This window comes from Kocuria sp. NPDC057446 (assembly GCF_042802875.1).
GTDB lineage: Bacteria > Actinomycetota > Actinomycetes > Actinomycetales > Micrococcaceae > Kocuria.
Genome location: NZ_JBHVDI010000079.1, coordinates 1 through 16,224, shown reverse-complemented (window position 1 = coordinate 16,224; position 16,224 = coordinate 1). Strand labels below are relative to the sequence as shown.

Annotated in this window: 18 protein-coding genes, 1 tRNA gene and 1 pseudogene; 13 read left to right on the top strand and 7 right to left on the bottom strand. The window is 73.2% G+C overall.

The window, feature by feature from the left end; all coding sequences use genetic code 11:
- The 9 genes and pseudogenes from ACFU0Y_RS10975 to ACFU0Y_RS10935 all read left to right on the top strand — a co-directional run.
- A pseudogene (locus ACFU0Y_RS10975) lies at window positions 1–683 on the top strand (ornithinee aminotransferase); the annotation flags it as partial.
- A gap of 32 nt (window positions 684–715) precedes the next feature.
- Window positions 716–1,840, top strand: coding sequence for an adenosine deaminase (locus tag ACFU0Y_RS10970; protein WP_380214533.1), 1,125 nt, complete (start codon window positions 716–718; stop codon window positions 1,838–1,840).
- Entirely contained in the window at window positions 1,837–2,571 is a 735-nt protein-coding gene (locus ACFU0Y_RS10965; RefSeq protein ID WP_380214532.1) for a MazG nucleotide pyrophosphohydrolase domain-containing protein, read from the top strand. The genes ACFU0Y_RS10970 and ACFU0Y_RS10965 overlap by 4 nt, the downstream gene beginning before the upstream one ends.
- Window positions 2,572–2,758: 187 nt before the next feature.
- The gene (eno, locus tag ACFU0Y_RS10960) at window positions 2,759–4,042 is read left to right on the top strand and encodes a phosphopyruvate hydratase (RefSeq protein WP_380214531.1); all 1,284 of its coding nucleotides are present in this window, start codon (window positions 2,759–2,761) and stop codon (window positions 4,040–4,042) included.
- 130 nt (window positions 4,043–4,172) lie between these two features.
- Window positions 4,173–4,883 (top strand): septum formation initiator family protein, encoded by a 711-nt coding sequence (locus ACFU0Y_RS10955; protein WP_380214530.1) that lies wholly within the window; start codon window positions 4,173–4,175, stop codon window positions 4,881–4,883.
- An 8-nt stretch (window positions 4,884–4,891) separates the two neighbouring features.
- A complete protein-coding gene (locus ACFU0Y_RS10950) occupies window positions 4,892–5,494 on the top strand; it encodes a DUF501 domain-containing protein (RefSeq protein ID WP_380214529.1) in 603 nt (200 codons plus the stop codon).
- A 35-nt stretch (window positions 5,495–5,529) separates the two neighbouring features.
- Window positions 5,530–6,480, top strand: a complete 951-nt coding sequence (locus ACFU0Y_RS10945; RefSeq protein WP_380214528.1) for an exopolyphosphatase — start codon at window positions 5,530–5,532, stop codon at window positions 6,478–6,480.
- Between the two features lie 33 nt (window positions 6,481–6,513).
- Window positions 6,514–7,977 carry a S8 family serine peptidase gene (locus ACFU0Y_RS10940; protein ID WP_380214526.1) on the top strand — a complete coding sequence of 488 codons (1,464 nt, stop codon included), beginning with the start codon at window positions 6,514–6,516 and terminating at the stop codon, window positions 7,975–7,977.
- A gap of 75 nt (window positions 7,978–8,052) precedes the next feature.
- The gene (locus tag ACFU0Y_RS10935; RefSeq protein ID WP_380214525.1) at window positions 8,053–9,462 is read left to right on the top strand and encodes an NAD(P)/FAD-dependent oxidoreductase; all 1,410 of its coding nucleotides are present in this window, start codon (window positions 8,053–8,055) and stop codon (window positions 9,460–9,462) included.
- 128 nt (window positions 9,463–9,590) lie between these two features.
- On the opposite strand, the gene ACFU0Y_RS10930 is transcribed toward ACFU0Y_RS10935, so the two are convergent.
- Both ACFU0Y_RS10930 and ACFU0Y_RS10925 read right to left on the bottom strand, forming a co-directional pair.
- Window positions 9,591–10,196 carry a hypothetical protein gene (locus ACFU0Y_RS10930; protein ID WP_380214524.1) on the bottom strand — a complete coding sequence of 202 codons (606 nt, stop codon included), beginning with the start codon at window positions 10,194–10,196 and terminating at the stop codon, window positions 9,591–9,593.
- Between the two features lie 174 nt (window positions 10,197–10,370).
- Entirely contained in the window at window positions 10,371–10,616 is a 246-nt protein-coding gene (locus ACFU0Y_RS10925; RefSeq protein ID WP_380214522.1) for a hypothetical protein, read from the bottom strand.
- 258 nt (window positions 10,617–10,874) lie between these two features.
- On the opposite strand from ACFU0Y_RS10925, the gene ACFU0Y_RS10920 reads away from it, so the two are divergent.
- From ACFU0Y_RS10920 to ACFU0Y_RS10905, 4 genes are all read left to right on the top strand, one after another.
- Window positions 10,875–10,948 (top strand) — tRNA-Leu (locus ACFU0Y_RS10920).
- A 218-nt stretch (window positions 10,949–11,166) separates the two neighbouring features.
- Entirely contained in the window at window positions 11,167–11,676 is a 510-nt protein-coding gene (locus tag ACFU0Y_RS10915) for a hypothetical protein (RefSeq protein ID WP_380214521.1), read from the top strand.
- A gap of 39 nt (window positions 11,677–11,715) precedes the next feature.
- Entirely contained in the window at window positions 11,716–12,285 is a 570-nt protein-coding gene (locus ACFU0Y_RS10910) for a dihydrofolate reductase family protein (RefSeq protein WP_380214520.1), read from the top strand.
- A gap of 342 nt (window positions 12,286–12,627) precedes the next feature.
- Window positions 12,628–12,813, top strand: a complete 186-nt coding sequence (locus tag ACFU0Y_RS10905; RefSeq protein WP_380214519.1) for a hypothetical protein — start codon at window positions 12,628–12,630, stop codon at window positions 12,811–12,813.
- A 241-nt stretch (window positions 12,814–13,054) separates the two neighbouring features.
- Here ACFU0Y_RS10905 and ACFU0Y_RS10900 read toward each other — a convergent pair whose 3' ends face one another.
- The 5 genes from ACFU0Y_RS10900 to ACFU0Y_RS10880 form a co-directional block, all read right to left on the bottom strand.
- A complete protein-coding gene (locus ACFU0Y_RS10900) occupies window positions 13,055–13,519 on the bottom strand; it encodes a YybH family protein (RefSeq protein ID WP_380214518.1) in 465 nt (154 codons plus the stop codon).
- A 211-nt stretch (window positions 13,520–13,730) separates the two neighbouring features.
- Complete coding sequence (locus ACFU0Y_RS10895) at window positions 13,731–14,195, bottom strand: YybH family protein (protein ID WP_380214517.1); 465 nt, start codon at window positions 14,193–14,195, stop codon at window positions 13,731–13,733.
- Window positions 14,196–14,569: 374 nt separating this feature from the next.
- The gene (locus ACFU0Y_RS10890) at window positions 14,570–14,851 is read right to left on the bottom strand and encodes a PLD nuclease N-terminal domain-containing protein (protein ID WP_380214516.1); all 282 of its coding nucleotides are present in this window, start codon (window positions 14,849–14,851) and stop codon (window positions 14,570–14,572) included.
- Between the two features lie 58 nt (window positions 14,852–14,909).
- A complete protein-coding gene (locus ACFU0Y_RS10885) occupies window positions 14,910–15,740 on the bottom strand; it encodes a hypothetical protein (protein WP_380214514.1) in 831 nt (276 codons plus the stop codon).
- A gap of 146 nt (window positions 15,741–15,886) precedes the next feature.
- Entirely contained in the window at window positions 15,887–16,093 is a 207-nt protein-coding gene (locus ACFU0Y_RS10880) for a hypothetical protein (protein WP_380214512.1), read from the bottom strand.
- Between the last annotated feature and the right edge of the window lie 131 nt (window positions 16,094–16,224).

The following is a 16,224-nucleotide window of genomic DNA, read 5'->3' as shown; positions in this document are numbered from 1 at the left end:
TGGTCCCCGACCACGTCGACCACGACGAGTGGCACGAGGACGTCGAGCCGGCCGCGCCCACCGGGGCGGCGGCCGCGACGGCCGCCGCGGCCGCCGCCGGCACCGCCGCGCACGACGACCACGACTCCTCCGCCCCGGAGACCGCGGTCTCCACCGACGTCTCCCCGTCCTACCGTGCGCCGGCGGGGATTCCGGACCGGCCCTCCCAGGACAAGCTGGCCGAGGGCAACCTCGTGCTCAAGGAGGTCGACGTCCTGCGCCGGCTCGCGGACGCCCAGCGGCGCCTGTTCGGCGAGGACGGGACGGCGATGGACGTCTCCACCGTCCTGGTGCGCGTGCGGGCCCTGGGCACCTACTACGACGCCCTCACCCACGTCCGCAAGAACGGCTTCTGGGACCAGCGCCGCACCTTCGAGCTCATCCCCGAGGAGCTGCTGCACGTGCAGGAGCTCAAGGACGAGTCCTACGTGGAGGGCAACGGGGCCCCGCTGGCCATGATGTTCCGCTTCCGCCCGGGCATCCCCCCGGAGGTGTCCTTCGACTACGCGGACGAGGAGGCCTTCGTGCGCTACGAGGACCGGCTGCCCGCGCAGAACTACCTCGAGGAGCTGCGCATGTACCCCCGCACCGGGGCGCACATCCCGCAGCACATGAACGAGGCCCTGCAGGACTGGAACTACTGAGACCGACCGAGACAGGGGCCGAGCCCACCGTGATGCTGACCTCCGCCCAGCGGCGCCCCGGCCGCGTGCCGGACCGGGTGCTGCGCGACCTGCCCAAGGTGTGCCTGCACGACCACCTCGACGGCGCCCTGCGCCCGGCCACGGTGGTCGAGCTGGCCGCCGCAGCCGGGCACCGGCTGCCGACCGAGGACCCCGGGGCGCTGGGCCGGTGGGTGCGGGAGAGCGCCGACTCCGGCTCGCTGCTGCGCTACCTGGCGACCTTCGAGCACACGGTCGCGGTGATGCAGACCCCGGAGGCCCTCGTGCGCTGCGCCCGGGAGTACGTCGAGGACCTCGTGGCGGACGGGGTGGTCCACGCCGAGGTGCGCTGGGCCCCCGAGCAGCACACCGCCGGGGGCCTGTCGATGACGGAGGCCGTCGAGGCCGTCCGGCTCGGGCTCTCGGAGGGCGTGCTCGCCGCGGAGGACGCCGGGCACATCGTCTCCGTCACCCAGATCCTCTGCGCCATGCGCCACGCCGACCGCTCCCTCGAGGTCGCCCGGCTCGTGGTGGACCACCGGGACCGCGGCGTGGTGGCCTTCGACCTCGCCGGGCCCGAGGAGGGCTTCCCGCCCGCCCGGCACCGGGCCGCGCTCGAGCTGCTCGCGGACGAGCTCGTGCCCGTGACCCTGCACGCCGGGGAGGCGGCGGGAATCGGGTCGATCCGGGACGCGCTGGCCACCGGGCGCGCCCTGCGCCTGGGACACGGGGTGCGCATCGCCGAGGACATCGACATCGACTACCTGGCGGACGTCGCCGTCGTCGACCTCGGGCGCACGGCCGAGTGGGTGCGGGACCGGGGCATCGCCCTCGAGGTGTGCCCCACGTCCAACCTGCAGACCGGGGCCGTGGCCGCGTTCGGGGACGGCCCCGAGCGGCACCCGGTGGACATGCTGTACCGGACCGGCTTCACGGTGACCGTCTCCCCGGACAACCGGCTGATGAGCGGGACCACGGTCACGGACGAGCTGGCGCTGCTGGTGCGGCACTTCGGCTACGGGCTCGACGACCTGGAACGGCTGCAGCGCAACGCCGCGGCCGCCGCCTTCCTCCCGCTCGAGGACCGCAGCGCCCTGGACGGGATGATCACCGACGGCTTCGAGGGGATGCACGCATGAGCCAGGGGCACGGCACCGACGACGTCGCGGCGGGGCTCGGCGTCCCGGAGCGGACGGGGCAGCGCTTCGCGGAGCTCGTGGCGGTCATGGACCGGCTGCGCACCCCGGGCGGGTGCGCCTGGGACGGGCAGCAGACCCACGAGTCCCTCGTGCGCTACCTCGTGGAGGAGGCCTACGAGGTGGTGGAGGCCGTCGAGGCCGAGGGCGGGCCGGCGGCGCACGCCGGGCTGCTCGTCGAGGAGCTCGGGGACGTCCTGCTGCAGGTGGTCTTCCACGCCCGGGTGGCCCAGGAGCGCCCGCGTGCCGAGGGCGGCTTCGACGTGGCGGACGTGCTCGAGGCGATCACCGCCAAGCTGGTCCGCCGCCACCCGCACGTCTTCGGGGCCGGGGCCACCGGGGACGTGGCGGGGGAGCAGACCCTCGAGCAGCTGCACTCCCGGTGGGAGGACCTCAAGCGCGCGGAGAAGCCGGAGCGGACCGGGCCCTTCGACGGGATCCCGCCGCACCTGCCGGCCCTGGCCCTCGCGGAGAAGACCCTCGCGCGGGCCCGCAAGCACGACCTCGAGCCCGCGCTCCCGGCCGCGGCGGAGCCCGGCGCGCCGGGCACCGAGGAGGAGCTGGGCGAGGCGCTGTTCGCGCTCGTGCGCTCCGCCTCCGCCCGCGGGCTCGACGCCGAGCGGGCCCTGCGCGGGGCCGCCCGCGCGTACGCCGCGGCCCGCAGCGAGGACTGATCCCGTCACGCGCCCCGGTCCAGCGTCCGGCTCCGGCGCCGAGTCGCTAGGCTGGAGCCGCCGGGGGCGCCCGGCCACGCCGGTGCGGACCCTCGGCCGGTGCCCGGCACCGGAACCCCCGACCACCCCACCACGCACGTTCCACCCACGTCAGCGTCCAGCTCAGCACCAACGTCAGGAGCAACCCATGGCCATGATCACCGCAGTGCACGCCCGCCAGATCCTCGACTCCCGCGGCAACCCGACCGTGGAGGTCGAGGTGCTGCTGGAGGACGGCAGCTACGGCCGGGCGGCGGTGCCCTCGGGCGCCTCGACCGGCGCCTTCGAGGCCGTCGAGCGCCGCGACGGCGACCAGAAGGTGTACCTCGGCAAGGGTGTCCTCGACGCCGTGAAGGCCGTCGACGAGGAGATCGCCGAGGCCGTGATCGGTCTCGACGCGACCGACCAGCGGCTCGTCGACCGCACCATGCTCGACCTCGACGGCACGGACAACAAGGCCGGCCTCGGCGCCAACGCCATCCTGGGGGTCTCCCTCGCCGTGGCCCGCGCCGCCGCGAACGCCTCCGACCTCGAGCTCTACAAGTACCTGGGCGGGCCCAACGCCCACGTGCTGCCGGTGCCCATGATGAACATCCTCAACGGCGGCTCCCACGCCGACTCCAACGTGGACATCCAGGAGTTCATGATCGCCCCCATCGGCGCCGCGACCTTCTCCGAGGCCCTGCGCACCGGGGTGGAGGTCTACCACTCCCTCAAGGGCGTGCTCAAGGAGCGCGGCCTGGCCACCGGCCTGGGCGACGAGGGCGGCTTCGCCCCGAACCTCGAGTCCAACCGGGCCGCCCTCGACCTCATCTCCGAGGCGATCGAGAAGGCCGGGTACACCGTGGGCACCGACGTGGCGCTCGCCCTGGACGTCGCCTCCTCCGAGTTCTTCGAGAACGGCTCGTACAGCTTCGAGGGCAAGCAGCTCAGCGCCGCGGAGATGACCGCCTACTACGAGGAGCTCGTGCGGGACTACCCGATCGTGTCCATCGAGGACCCGCTGGACGAGGACGACTGGGAGGGCTGGCAGGCCCTCACCGCGTCCGTGGGCACCCAGGTCCAGATCGTGGGCGACGACCTGTTCGTCACCAACCCGGAGCGGCTCTCCCGCGGCATCGAGGAGGGCGCAGGCAACGCCCTGCTCGTGAAGGTCAACCAGATCGGCTCCCTCACGGAGACCTTCGACGCCATCTCGCTCGCCCAGCGGCACATGTTCCACTGCATGATCTCGCACCGCTCGGGCGAGACCGAGGACACCACGATCGCGGACATCGCGGTGGCCACCAACGCCGGACAGATCAAGACCGGGGCCCCGGCCCGCTCCGAGCGCGTGGCCAAGTACAACCAGCTGCTGCGCATCGAGGAGGAGCTCGGGGACGCCGCGCGCTACGCGGGCGCCTCCGCGTTCCCGCGCTACACCGCGAAGTGACCGCCCACGGCGGCTGACCGGCGCCGCCGGCCCGCCGCCGCGCGGGGGGAGCGGCCGTTCCCGGCAACGGCCGCTCCCCCCGCGAGCGCTACACTGGTCCCCGTCCCCGCCCTTCCCCCGTGAGGTCGCCATGCCCGCTCCCCGTCCGCGCACCACCCGCCTGATGGGCGGGCGCGACGCCGCGCAGGGCCCGCGCGGGCGCGAGGGCGCGACGGGCGGCGGCGCGGGCGGCGGGTCCAGTGCCGTGGTGTCCCCGGTCCCCGCCCGGACCTTCAGCGGGCGCTTCCTGATCCTCACGCTCGTGGCCGTCCTCATCGTGTTCCTGGCGGCGCCGACCACCAAGATCTTCCTCGAGCAGCGCGCGGAGATCGCCCAGCTCGAGCGCGCCATCGCCGACATGGAGGCCCAGCAGGCCTCCCTCGAGGACCAGGTGGACCAGTGGTCGGACGAGACCTACGTCAAGCAGCGGGCCCGGGACCGGCTGCTCTACGTGATGCCGGGGGAGCGGTCCTACCTCGTGGTGGGCGCCGAGGAGATGGACGGCGCCGTGGTCGACTCCTCGGCGGCGCAGGTGGAGGCCGAGAAGCCCGCGTGGGTGGACGCCCTCTGGCAGTCCGTCGTGGCCTCCGCCTACGAGGACGCCCCGCCGGCGGCGGGCGCGGACGCCGCCGGGGAACCGGGCACGGAGAACCCCGCCGCGGACGACCCCGCCGCCGGCCAGGACGCCGGCACCACGGAGCAGACAGAGCAGACCCAGCAGAGCGTCCCGGCCGCCCCGGCGGACGGGACCGGTGCGCCGCAGGACGCGGCGCCGGACAGCCGCGGCGGCGCCGCGGAGTGAGGAACGGCGTGAACCCCCAGCACGGACACGAGCCGGGCGACCGCCCGGCCCCCGCCCCCCGCGGGCTCGGGGTGACCGCCGCGACGGTCGAGCCCACGGCCCTGGACCTCCGGGTGCTCTCCCGGCAGCTCGGGCGCCCCGTGCGCGACGTCGTCGAGATCCCGGCGCGCTGCCGGTGCGGGAACCCGCTCGTGGCGGCCACCGCGCCGCGGCTGGCCAACGGCACCCCGTTCCCCACCGTGTTCTACCTCGCCCATCCCGTCATCACCGCCGCGGTCTCCCGGCTCGAGGCCGCCGGGCTGATGTACGCGATGACGGACCGCATCGCCGAGGACGAGACGCTCGCCGCGGCCCACCGGGCCGCGCACGAGGACTACCTCGCCGAGCGCGCCCGGATCGGCGCCGTGGCAGGCACCGGACCCGTGCCCGAGATCGAGGGCATCTCCGCCGGCGGCATGCCCGTGCGGGTCAAGTGCCTGCACGTGCTCGCCGGCCACGCGCTCGCGGCCGGACCCGGCGTGAACCCGCTCGGCGACGAGACCCTCGCGGCCATCGCCGAGTGGTGGACCCCCGACGCCTGCCACTGCGACCCCGCCTGGCGCGAGGCCTGAGACCCACCCGCCCCCGACACCCCCGAGGACACCCCATGCGCGTTGGCGCCATCGACTGCGGCACGAACTCCATCCGACTGCTCATCGCCGACACCCGGGAGGAGGACGGCGCCACGGTGCTCGACGACGTCGCGCGCGAGATGCGCGTGGTCCGGCTCGGCCAGGGCGTGGACGCCACCGGGTGGCTCGCCGAGGCGGCGCTCGAGCGCACCTTCGCGGCCACGGACGAGTACGCCCGGCTGCTCGCGGAGCACGAGGTGGAGCAGCTGCGCTTCGTGGCCACGAGCGCGACCCGCGACGCCGGCAACCGCGACGTCTTCCTCGCCGGGATCCGCGAGCGCCTCGGGGTGACCCCCGAGGTGATCAGCGGGGACGAGGAGGCCGAGCTGTCCTTCCGGGGCGCCTCGGCCGCCGTGGGCGGCACGGACCCCGAGGACCGGGTCCTGGTGATCGACCTCGGCGGCGGGTCCACCGAGTTCGTGCTGGGCAACTCCCGGGGGGTGCTCGCCGAGCGCAGCATGGACATCGGCTGCGTGCGCCTGACCGAGCGCCACCTCGGGTCCAACCCGCCCACCCCCGCCCAGCAGGAGGCCGTGCTCCGCGACGTCGACCACGCGGTGGACGTGGTCCTGCAGACGGTGCCGCTCGCGGAGACGACCCACCTCGTGGGCGTCGCCGGCACCATCACCACCGTCACGGCGCACGCCCTCGGGCTGCCCGCCTACGACCCCGCGGCGATCGACGGCACGGAGCTGCCCGCCGGGCGGCTCGCGCAGGCCTGCCGGGAGCTCACGGGCATGACGCGCGCGGAGCGCGCGGCGCTGCCGTACATGCACGAGGGCCGCGTCGACGTCATCGGCGGCGGCGCGCTCGTGTGGCGGCGGATCGTCGAGCGGGTGGGCGCCGCCACCGGCGGACGGGTGGACTCCGCCATCGCGAGCGAGCACGACATCCTGGACGGGATCGCCCTGTCCCAGGTCGGCTGACCCGCCCCCCACCCCCCCGACCCGGAAGGACGCATGTTGTCCAGCGCACCCCGTCCCCGCTCCACTCCCCGCCGCACCCTCACCCGGTGGGGCGCCGTGGGCGCGGCCTCGGCCGTGGTCGGCGCGGGCGTGCTGGCCGTGCCCGGGACAGGGCCGGCGCAGGCCCGTCCGCCCGGGCCCGCCCCCAGCATCCCGATCGAGGACCCCGTCACCGTGGCGCCCGGTCCCGGCGAGGGCGCCACCCCGGCCCCGGACACCTCCCGCATCGCCGAGGACGGGATCCGGCCCCTCCAGTACTGGCTGGACGAGTACGGGGTGCGCGAGGCCTGGCAGGAGTCCACGGGGGAGGGCGTGCGGATCGCGGTCATCGACACCGGGGTGGACGGCTCGCACCAGGACCTCGAGGGCGCCGTGGTGGCCGGCACCGACGTCTCGGGCGGTGGCGCCGACGACGGCCAGGAGGGCCTCGGCACCGAGCCGGAGCACGGGACCCTCGTGGCGTCCGTGGCCGCGGGCCGCGGGCACGTGCCCCCGGGCGGACGGGACGACGACGCCCCCGGCCGACCCGCCGGGATCGTCGGCGTGGCCCCGGACGCCGAGGTGCTGGCCGTGTCCACGTGGCTGGGGGACGAGACCCCGGAGGTCCGCAGCGTCGACGAGCAGCTCCCGGACGCCGTGCGGTGGGCCGTGGACAACGGCGCGGACGTCATCAACATGTCGGTGGGCTCCAACGCCACCTCGTGGCCCGAGAGCTGGGACGAGGCCTTCCTCTACGCGGAGGAGAAGGACGTGCTCGTCGTCGCCTCCGCGGGCAACCGCGGGTCCGGGCTCGTCCAGGTCGGCGCCCCCGCCACCATCCCCGGCGTGCTGACCGTGGGGGGCGTGGGACGCACCGGGGAGGCGAGCTGGGAGTCCTCCTCGCAGGGAATCTCCATCGCCGTGGCCGGTCCCTCCGAGGACATGGTCGGCGCCATTCCGGGCGACCGCTACGCCTCGTGGGCCGGGACGTCCGCGTCGGCCCCCGTGGTGGCCGGCACCGCGGCGCTGATCAAGGCGAAGTGGCCGGAGATGAGCTCCGCCCAGATCGCCAACCGCATCGTCTCCACCGCCCGGGACACCGGGGCCCCGGGCAAGGACCCGCTCTACGGCTACGGGGTGCTGGACGTCGAGGCCGCGCTCACGGAGGACGTCCCCGAGGTGGACCGCAGCCCGCTCGGCAGCATGGCGCAGTGGGTGCGGGTGCACCGCAGGAGCGCCGAGGCGACCCCCACGGCGGGCCCCACCGGGAGCGCGGCCCCCGTCACCGAGGAGGTGGAGGCGGAGGTCGCCCCGCCCGAGCCCGTCGCCCCCATGGACGAGACCGGGCTGCTGCCGCTGGTCGTGCTGGCCGGGTTCGGGCTGCTGGTGCTGGGCCTCACCGCGGGTGCCGTGGTGCACATCCGGCGCATCGTGGCGGCCGACGCGAGCACGGACGGCAGCCCGGGCGGCGGCGCCTGAGGCGTGCGCCGGAACACGGTGCGGGCCTCCCTCGCCGGCAGTGATATCGACAGCGTTCTGAGTAGACTCGGGGGCATGTCATTCATGCAACTTGCCAAGGACCGTCCGCGCCTTCTGATCGTCGGCGGCGGCTACGTCGGCTTCACCGTGGCGCAGGAACTGCAGAAGCGGATCAAGGACTCCGGCGGAGTCGTCACCGTGGTGGATCCGAACCCGTACATGATGTACCTGCCCTTCCTGCCCGAGGTGGCCGGCGGCAACATCTCCGCCCGCAGCGCGGTGGTGCCCCACCGGCAGCACCTCAAGGACTCCGAGATCGTCACCGGGCACGTGCTCGGTGTCGACCACGCGAACCGCACCGCGACCGTCAAGGGCATCGACGAGGGCGAGACCTTCGAGCTGAGCTACGACGAGATCGTCATCGCCGGCGGATCGGTCACCCGTGCCTTCCCGATCGAGGGCCTCGCCGAGAACGGCATCGGCCTCAAGACCATCGAGGAAGCCCTCGCGGTGCGCAACTGGGTGCTCGAGCGCATCGAGGTCGCCTCGCTCACCACCGACGAGGAGGCCAGGCGGCGGGCGCTGACCTTCGTGGTGGTCGGCGGCGGCTACGCCGGCACCGAGACGATCGCCGAGATCGAGGACATGGCCCGCAGCGCGGTCGAGCGCAACGAGCGCCTGGCGGTCTCGGACCTGCGTTTCGTGCTCATCGAGGCCATGGGCCGGATCATGCCCGAGGTCTCCGAGGACCGTGCGGAGAAGGTCGTGGCGCACCTGCGCAGCCGCGGCATCGAGGTCCTGCTCAACACCTCCCTGGACTCCGCGGTGGACAAGCACCTCAAGCTCGTCAACATGCAGGACAAGTCCCCGGCCGGCGAGTTCAGCACCGACACGCTGATCTGGACCGCCGGTGTGCAGGCCAACCCGCTCGTCAAGTCCACGGACTTCCCGCTCGACGAGCGCGGCCGCGTCCGGGCCGGGGCCGACCTGCGGATCACCGGCGACGACGGCCCCCTCGAGGGAGCCTGGGCCGCCGGGGACGTCGCCGCCGTCCCGGACCTCACCGGTGGCGGGGTCGGCGGGTTCTGCGTCCCGAACGCGCAGCACGCGGTGCGCCAGGCGCACACAATGGCCAAGAACATCCTGGCTGCCCGGGCTGGCAAGCCGCTCGAGGAGTACTACCACCAGAACCTCGGGGCGGTCGCCGGACTCGGCCTCTACAAGGGCGTGGCCAGCATCAAGAACCTTCCCGGTCTGCCGGAGAAGGGCCTCGAGTTCTCCGGGGTGGCCGCGTGGGCCATGCACCGGCTCTACCACGGCTACGCGATCCCCACCGTGGACCGCAAGGCCCGCGTCTTCACCGAGTGGGCCCTGAACTTCGTGTTCGGCCGGGACATCACCACGCTGCGCCACGAGCGGGACCCGCGCACGCGGTTCCAGATCGCGGCCGGCAACGCACCGGCCCCGCGCAAGGCCAACCTCTGACCCGATCCGTCCTCGCTCGACCCCGTCCCGGCCGCGTGCCGGGGCGGGGTCGACCCGTTCCCGGGGCGCGGCGGACCGGGAACGCCCCGGGCAGGGCAGGTGCACAGGTCCTCGCCCGACCGGGCAGGTCAGCCGCCGGAGGGCAGGACCCGGCGCAGCTCGCTGTCGTGGGCGTGGACCATCCGCCGGTAGCCGTCGCCGGCCTCGAGCAGCCAGGCGACGCCCAGGGCCGGGCACGCCTCCTGCACGGTGCCCCGGCAGTGCAGCACGCCCCGCTGCCAGACCTCGACGCGGTCCCCCGGGCGCACCTCGCCCAGGCCGAGCAGCACGTTCCCCATGCCGCCGGCGCGGTGGCGGGCCGACGGCGCCTGCGCGGGGACCGGCTCGAGCGCCGGTGCCGGCCGGGGCCCCTCCGAGGATGCCGCCGCCACGTCCGGCGCGTTGCCGGCCGGCACCTCGGCGAGCCGGACCGGGGCGGCCAGGAACTGCTGGCGGGTGTCGAGCTCGGCCACCACGTCCTGGCAGCGGTCCTGCGTCACCGGGTGGGGCCCGTCCGGGTCGGCGAGGTACTCCTGCTCGAGCTGCCGGCAGACGCGGCTGTGCAGCACCTGCAGCTCGGTGAGCTCCAGCTCCGCGAGGGACGGAGGGAACGGGTCGTTCGGTGCCAGGAACGTCCCGGGCGCCGGGGGTGCGGCCGTCGTCCGGGACAGGGAGGGAGCGAGCTGGGAGGTCATGGGGGCAGTCCTTCGGCCGGAAGTGGCACGGCCGGCTGCTCGACCTGGTCCCAGGCTATGCCCCCGCGCGCCAGGTGACCAGTGCTCTGCCCGAGGTGCCGTCCGGCGGGCGGGGAGCGCGGTCCGCCCGCCGCCCACCTGCCTGCCTCGCCCGGGCCGTCGTTCCGTCGTCGGTCAGAGCGTGTTCTGGGGGTGGGCGATCTCGCGGGCGTCGAGCTCCACGGTGAGGTCCTGGTGGCGGTCGAGGGTGACCGGGTGGGGGCCGGCCGGGTCCTCGAGGTGCTCCCGCTCGAGCTGGCGGCCGACCCTGCTGTGCAGGACGTGCAGCTCGGCCAGGGACAGCTCGGTCAGGTCGGCCGGGAACGCGTCGGCGGGGGCCAGGTAGGTCCTGCCGACGGGAGGGGCCTCGACCTCGCTCATGCCGCAGGTGTCCGGGACGGCGGCGGGCGGTGACCGGGGCCCGTCGGGGGGCGGCGGGGAGGGGGGTGGTGCACGGGAGCAGCCTCCTGCGGGTGCGACGACGTCGCGGCCGGCTGCTCGACCACCGGACCAGCCTACTGGATCCGGCGTCCGGTCGACAGCGCGTGCTCCGGCCCGCCGCCGGGCGGGCCGCCCGGGCGAGGGGACCGGGAGGAGACGATAAGGTGGTCGGCGACCCCGGTCGCGCGGCCGGTGCCGGCCCCCATAGCCCAATCGGCAGAGGCAGCGGACTTAAAATCCGCTCAGTGTCAGTTCGAGTCTGACTGGGGGCACTCCGACGCCCCGTCGTCGCGCCCCGCCCGCGCCCGACCTCCCCTCCCGTCGACGTCACCACCACACCTCGACATCCGTCACACCTCCGCTGCCGCGGCCGCTCGCACGGGCTGACGGCCCCGCAGGGGAGCACTTCGTGCTCGGGCGCCCGGGCGCACCACCTGCCCTACTGGGCGCCGGGGCTACCCCCGGCCGGTGCGGTCGGTGATCATGGGGTATGGCCAGGCGCACCGATCCGGAGGCGACACCGCAGTTCGTCACGTTCCAGCCGTGGCGGATCCGGATCTCCATCGCCGGCGTGTTCCTCGTGGTGATGACGGCGGCGTTCATGATCGTGCCGGAAGGCCCGTGGCTTCTGACGACCGGACCTGTCTTCTTCGTCGGCTACACAGCGCTCTCGTTCGCCATGCACCGATCAGTCGCCATCCGCCTGGAGGACCACGCCGTGGACATCCGGCAGGGCTGGCGCAAGGCACGGATCCCGTACGAGCAGATCACCGAGGTGGTCGTCGGGCCGCGCACCGAGTGGTGGCGCATCGGCCGCCGCCGCCTGGACGACGGGGCCACCGGCTACCTGATGGGCGGGCCCAGCGTGCGCATCACCACCGCGAAGGAGTCGGGGGTGGTCTCGGCCGAGGAGTCCTACCGGGTGGCCGGGGCGATCCAGCGACAACGCGAGCACGCCGCCGCGGCACGAAGTTCGGACACGGAGCAGGCCGGGCGCTGAGACGACCGAGCCGGTGCCACATCAAGGGAGGACAACGAGATGAGACCACTTCGATACTCGATCAACGTCACGCTCGACGGCTGCTGCCATCACGAGGCAGGGCTGCCCCCGGACGAGGAGTCGATGCGCTACTGGACCGCTGAGATGGAGCGAGCCGATGCTCTGCTCTTCGGCCGGGTGACCTACGAGATGATGGAGTCGGCGTGGCGGAAGCCGGCCACGGGTACGTGGCCGGACTGGATGGAGGAGTGGGAGATCCCGTTCGCCGAGGCCATCGACCGGGTGAGGAAGCACGTCGTGTCGAGCACGCTGAGCAGGGTCGATTGGAACGCGGAGCTGGTGCGAGGCGACCTGGGGCCAGCGGTTCAGCGGCTCAAGCAGGAGTCGGGTGCGGGCCTGTGGGTGGGTGGCGTGACGCTCCCGACGGCGTTGGCGGATCTGGGACTGATCGACGAGTACGAGTTCGTGGTGCAGCCGGTTCTTGCCGGACACGGGCCGACGTTGCTCGCCGGTCTGCGTGAGCGCATCCCGCTCGAGCTCGTGGACCGCCATGAGTTCCGGTCGGGGGCGGTCGCCCAGCGATACCGGCCCGCGCGAGTGACGGCTTGACGCGATGCGTCCAGGCACGTTGACCGCTCCCTCGCAACGGGCGGTGGGGACATCGTCTCGAGGTGCCGGCCGCGGACAGGGCTCAGGGTCGTCCGTGCTCGAACGCTGCCGATGACGGGACAGCGTTGGCGATGCCCGTGAGGGTCGGCGAAGGCGACGCGGTGACCGTGCCACGATACGAGCAATGGAGGGGGCTGACATGGTGAGGAAGAGTCGCAGGCTGCTCGACGTCCTGGTGCTGACCCGTGACAGCACAGGCCAGCGGGGTGGTCGACGGTGAACGCGAGAGGGCCACGGCGCCGGTCACGGAAGGCCACGGAGGCGCACGCGCGGAAGGTCTGGTTGGCGGCGGCGCTGCTGGGCTATCTGGCAGGCATCGTGCTGATCGTGATGCTCGTCGGGTCGTGGGACCGCCTGGGGTGGGCGATCGTTGTGCTGATCGTCCTGATCATCGGAGCGGGCGCCGCGTGGTGGCAGGAGCGACGGCGACGGCGGCAGGACCCGCAGAAGCCGCAGGAGCCGACGTGAGCGGGAGAGGCCGGTGATGGTCGTCGCGCCACCGGGGGAGGTGGCGCTGCAGCCACATCGTGCACCACAGCTTCGGCCGCAGCCCGTCCCATCCGGGGTGGCCGGCTTCGCGGTGGATCTGCGGCAGGCGAAGCGGCTGGCGCAGATGCGACTCCGGTTGTGCATCTCATGCTGCGGGGCGCGATCGTGAGCTCCGCGAGGCGGCCGCGGAGCTACCGCAGTGCACCCCAGCTCCGGGGCCTCAGTCCTGGCTCTGTCCGCGCAGCAGAGTCGACAGCTGTTCCGTGCTGATGTCGTGGACCAGTGGATCGGCGTGGCGGTGCACCAGCCACCACTGTGGCCCTTCGCGGCGGTAGACCAGGGTGACCCGCACGGACAGATCCTGGTCCGGCAACCCGTCGTACTGCCCGTGCTGGCGCTCCACGCCGACCAGCACCACCATCTGCCCGGAGGTGTAAGTCTGCTCGACCTCCAGGTCCGCCTCGCCGCCGCGGAAGTACTCCGAGGCGGCCTCCACCGCCTCGTCGGGCCTGTCAGCCCGGTGCATCGTCCTCCCTCCGAGCGGGGCCATCAGCGTGTAGTCCTCCGATGCTCTGACGAGCTCGAGGTATTTGCGCATGTTGCCGCGGATGTAGGCCGCGGCGGCTTTCCGGTTGCGCTCCACGAGCTCGGCGATCTCTGCTGCGGTGACACTGTTCTCGGACACGTCAGACTCCAGGTGGTCCGGTCGGAAGTTCCCATGGCGGTTCTCAGTGTGGCCGGATCAAGCGCTGCAGTGAAGAGGTGCTGAGGGGGCACGAACCGCTGGGCCGAGTTCATCACCACCGCCCTGCTGACCGATGTGGTCGGCGTTGCGCCGGACGTGCGGCAGACGAAGAAGCCGGGGCGGGCGCGGTCATCGGTTGGGGAGCGGGTCGTCAGTCCGGATCTCGGCCGCGGGCCAGCGCCGACAGCTGCTTCATGTCGATGCCGTGGACCAGTGGATCGGCATGACGATGCACCAGCCACCACTGGGATCCTTCGCGGCGGAAGACGAGGGTGACGCGCAGGGACCAGTCCTGGTCCGGCAGGCCACCGACCTCTCCGTGCTGACGCTCCACGCCCACGAGCACCACCATCTGCCCGGAGGCGTAGGTCTGCTCGATCTCCAGGTCGGCGTCACCGCCGCGGAAGAACTGGGAGGTGGCCTCCACGGCCTCATCGGATTCGTCGGAGCCGTGCACCGTGTCGCCGCCGAACGGTGACATCAACGTGTAGTCCTCCGAGGCTCTGACGAGTTCGAGGTATCTGCGCATGTTGCCGTTGATGTAGGCGCCGGCGGCCTCCCGGTTGCGCTCCACGAGCTCGGCAATCTCTTCCGTTGTGACACGGTTCTCAGACATGTCAGCCTCCAGGTAGTCCGGTCAGAAAGCCGGTGGCAGCTTCAAGTGTGGACGGATCGAGCACTGCAGAGAAGGGGTGCCATGGGCGTACGAACCGCGGGGGCGAGCGCATCACCGCCGCGCTGCTGACCGGTGTGACCGGCGTGGCGCTCGACGTTCTGCAGACCGAGAAGCTGGCGTGGGTGCGAGAGAAGCCCCAGCCCGAGCAGCGGGTCGTCAGCTGGTGCACCCGGCGGCGTGCAGGAGGCACAGGTAGACCCAGGAGCGGCGGACGCGGAAAGCTGCCGTCCCGGTCAACACGGCTACCGGCGTGGGTGCAGACCACAGATATGGTGCCCCAGATCATGACGTCCCACCACCGGGGGCTCCGTCGATCACCGCCGCACTGGGACCCTGCGGCCGACGGCCGACCACAGGACGGCTCCGAGCACCGGGACCGCCAGGATCGCCGGCAACCACAGCAGTCGCTGGACCGCGGTGTAGTGCCGATCGCGGGACAGGGAGATGATCGCGACGACGACCAGGGCGATCAGCGCGCCGCCGAGCACGAGCGCCATGGGCTCCCGCAACGTGGGGAGGAGCGGGTTGGAGCCGGCGGCCTGGTCCAGGATCCCGGCGTCGATCGTCGCGCTGCTCACCACCGTCGCGGGGTCCATGGCTCCACGGCAGGGGAGGGGGCGGTGCGGGTAGCCGAGCCCCTGGCCGGCAGCGCGTTCAGCGCGGCAGGTGGCGTTCCAGCCACAGGTTGCACCAGAGCTTCAGCTGCAGTTCGTCCCAGTCCGGGAAGTCCACGGTGAGGGCGGCAGGCCCGTAGCGGTGGACCGACACGACACCGGCGCGATCGGACAGCGCGCGCATCAGGTGCTCCACCAGGCCGGGGTGCGCGGCGACGTCCTCGCGCAGCCCGACGTCGAAGCAGCCGACCTCGGCGACCACGGTCACCATCGGCTCTTCGAGGTCTGCGGACTCGGCGCCTTCTCCGTGGAGCGCGTCGATGGTGCGGCGGGTGTGGGCGAGCATCTCTGTCCCGGACATCGGGGACCGGCCGTGGGCGGACTGGTACGCGCCGTAGAGCGGGAAGGCCGGCAGGAAGATCTGGTGGTGATCGGCGGCGAGCACCGGGCGGTTGTGCAGCGGGTGGTCGGCGATCAGGTGCTCTCCGACGACCCAGGTCGCCTGCGGCACAGCTGTGTGCAGGACCTGGCCGAGGTAGGAGACGAAACCGTCCACCAGCCGGATGGTCTCGACCGGCGGGTGCGGATCCACGAGCCGGCCGTGCCGGGCCCAGGACGGCCAGGTGGAACGGGTCGGATCGCCGGTGAGCGAGTGCGGGGTGACGCCGAGCTCGGCGGCCCGGATGCTGATCCACGCCCACAGCGGGGAGACGGAGTAGACGGAGCCGTCGAGCATCTCGCCCGGGTCCAGACCGTGGCCGGCCATGACCTTCCGCAGACGGCGCAGGGCAGGGGTGCGTTCGGCCAGGTAGGTGTCCAGTGCGTCGGCGGCCTGCCGGGCGTCCATCGATTCGTAGAGTCGGTCCCTCATGGGCGGCACTGTACGTGCCGAACGGCCCCGTGGAACCGGTCGATGCGATGTCTTGGACCCCGGCTACGACCCGAGCCGGGCGAGCACCAGGAACGCCGCGCCGGCGAGCTCCGCGATCAGGCGCCCGCGCAGGGACCGGTCCGGTGTCACGGTCTCTGCCGGGGACCGCTCGCCCCGTCGCCGCGCGCGCCCGAGGACCACAGGCTGGTCAGCAGCAACCAGGCCACGCCGACCGCGGTCAGCCACCAGTTCCACTCGCCCAGGATCAGGCGCAGCCCCACGACGAGAGCGACGATGATCGCCGCCTGGAGGAGCACCTGCTGCCATCGCCTCGACACATCCTGCTCCCTCACCTCCGGCACCGTGCTCCCTCGCATCGTGCCACGCCGCGGTGCCGGCGGGCGTCACCTCATCCGGGACCGGTGCGCACGGCGAAGACCGTCCGGCACGGCCGCGGCCCCGCTCCGTCGGGACGGAGCGGGGC

Excerpts from the sequence above, each read along its gene's own strand:
- eno (WP_380214531.1), top strand. The coding sequence starts at position 2,759 with ATGGCCATGATCACCGCAGTGCACGCCCGCCAGATCCTCGACTCCCGC.
- ACFU0Y_RS10945 (WP_380214528.1), top strand. The coding sequence starts at position 5,530 with ATGCGCGTTGGCGCCATCGACTGCGGCACGAACTCCATCCGACTGCTC.
- ACFU0Y_RS10915 (WP_380214521.1), top strand. The coding sequence starts at position 11,167 with ATGGCCAGGCGCACCGATCCGGAGGCGACACCGCAGTTCGTCACGTTC.
- ACFU0Y_RS10965 (WP_380214532.1), top strand. The coding sequence starts at position 1,837 with ATGAGCCAGGGGCACGGCACCGACGACGTCGCGGCGGGGCTCGGCGTC.
- ACFU0Y_RS10955 (WP_380214530.1), top strand. The coding sequence starts at position 4,173 with ATGCCCGCTCCCCGTCCGCGCACCACCCGCCTGATGGGCGGGCGCGAC.
- ACFU0Y_RS10935 (WP_380214525.1), top strand. The coding sequence starts at position 8,053 with ATGTCATTCATGCAACTTGCCAAGGACCGTCCGCGCCTTCTGATCGTC.
- ACFU0Y_RS10885 (WP_380214514.1), bottom strand. The coding sequence starts at position 15,740 with ATGAGGGACCGACTCTACGAATCGATGGACGCCCGGCAGGCCGCCGAC.
- ACFU0Y_RS10940 (WP_380214526.1), top strand. The coding sequence starts at position 6,514 with ATGTTGTCCAGCGCACCCCGTCCCCGCTCCACTCCCCGCCGCACCCTC.
- ACFU0Y_RS10970 (WP_380214533.1), top strand. The coding sequence starts at position 716 with ATGCTGACCTCCGCCCAGCGGCGCCCCGGCCGCGTGCCGGACCGGGTG.
- ACFU0Y_RS10910 (WP_380214520.1), top strand. The coding sequence starts at position 11,716 with ATGAGACCACTTCGATACTCGATCAACGTCACGCTCGACGGCTGCTGC.
- ACFU0Y_RS10925 (WP_380214522.1), bottom strand. The coding sequence starts at position 10,616 with ATGAGCGAGGTCGAGGCCCCTCCCGTCGGCAGGACCTACCTGGCCCCC.
- ACFU0Y_RS10895 (WP_380214517.1), bottom strand. The coding sequence starts at position 14,195 with ATGTCTGAGAACCGTGTCACAACGGAAGAGATTGCCGAGCTCGTGGAG.
- ACFU0Y_RS10890 (WP_380214516.1), bottom strand. The coding sequence starts at position 14,851 with ATGGACCCCGCGACGGTGGTGAGCAGCGCGACGATCGACGCCGGGATC.
- ACFU0Y_RS10930 (WP_380214524.1), bottom strand. The coding sequence starts at position 10,196 with ATGACCTCCCAGCTCGCTCCCTCCCTGTCCCGGACGACGGCCGCACCC.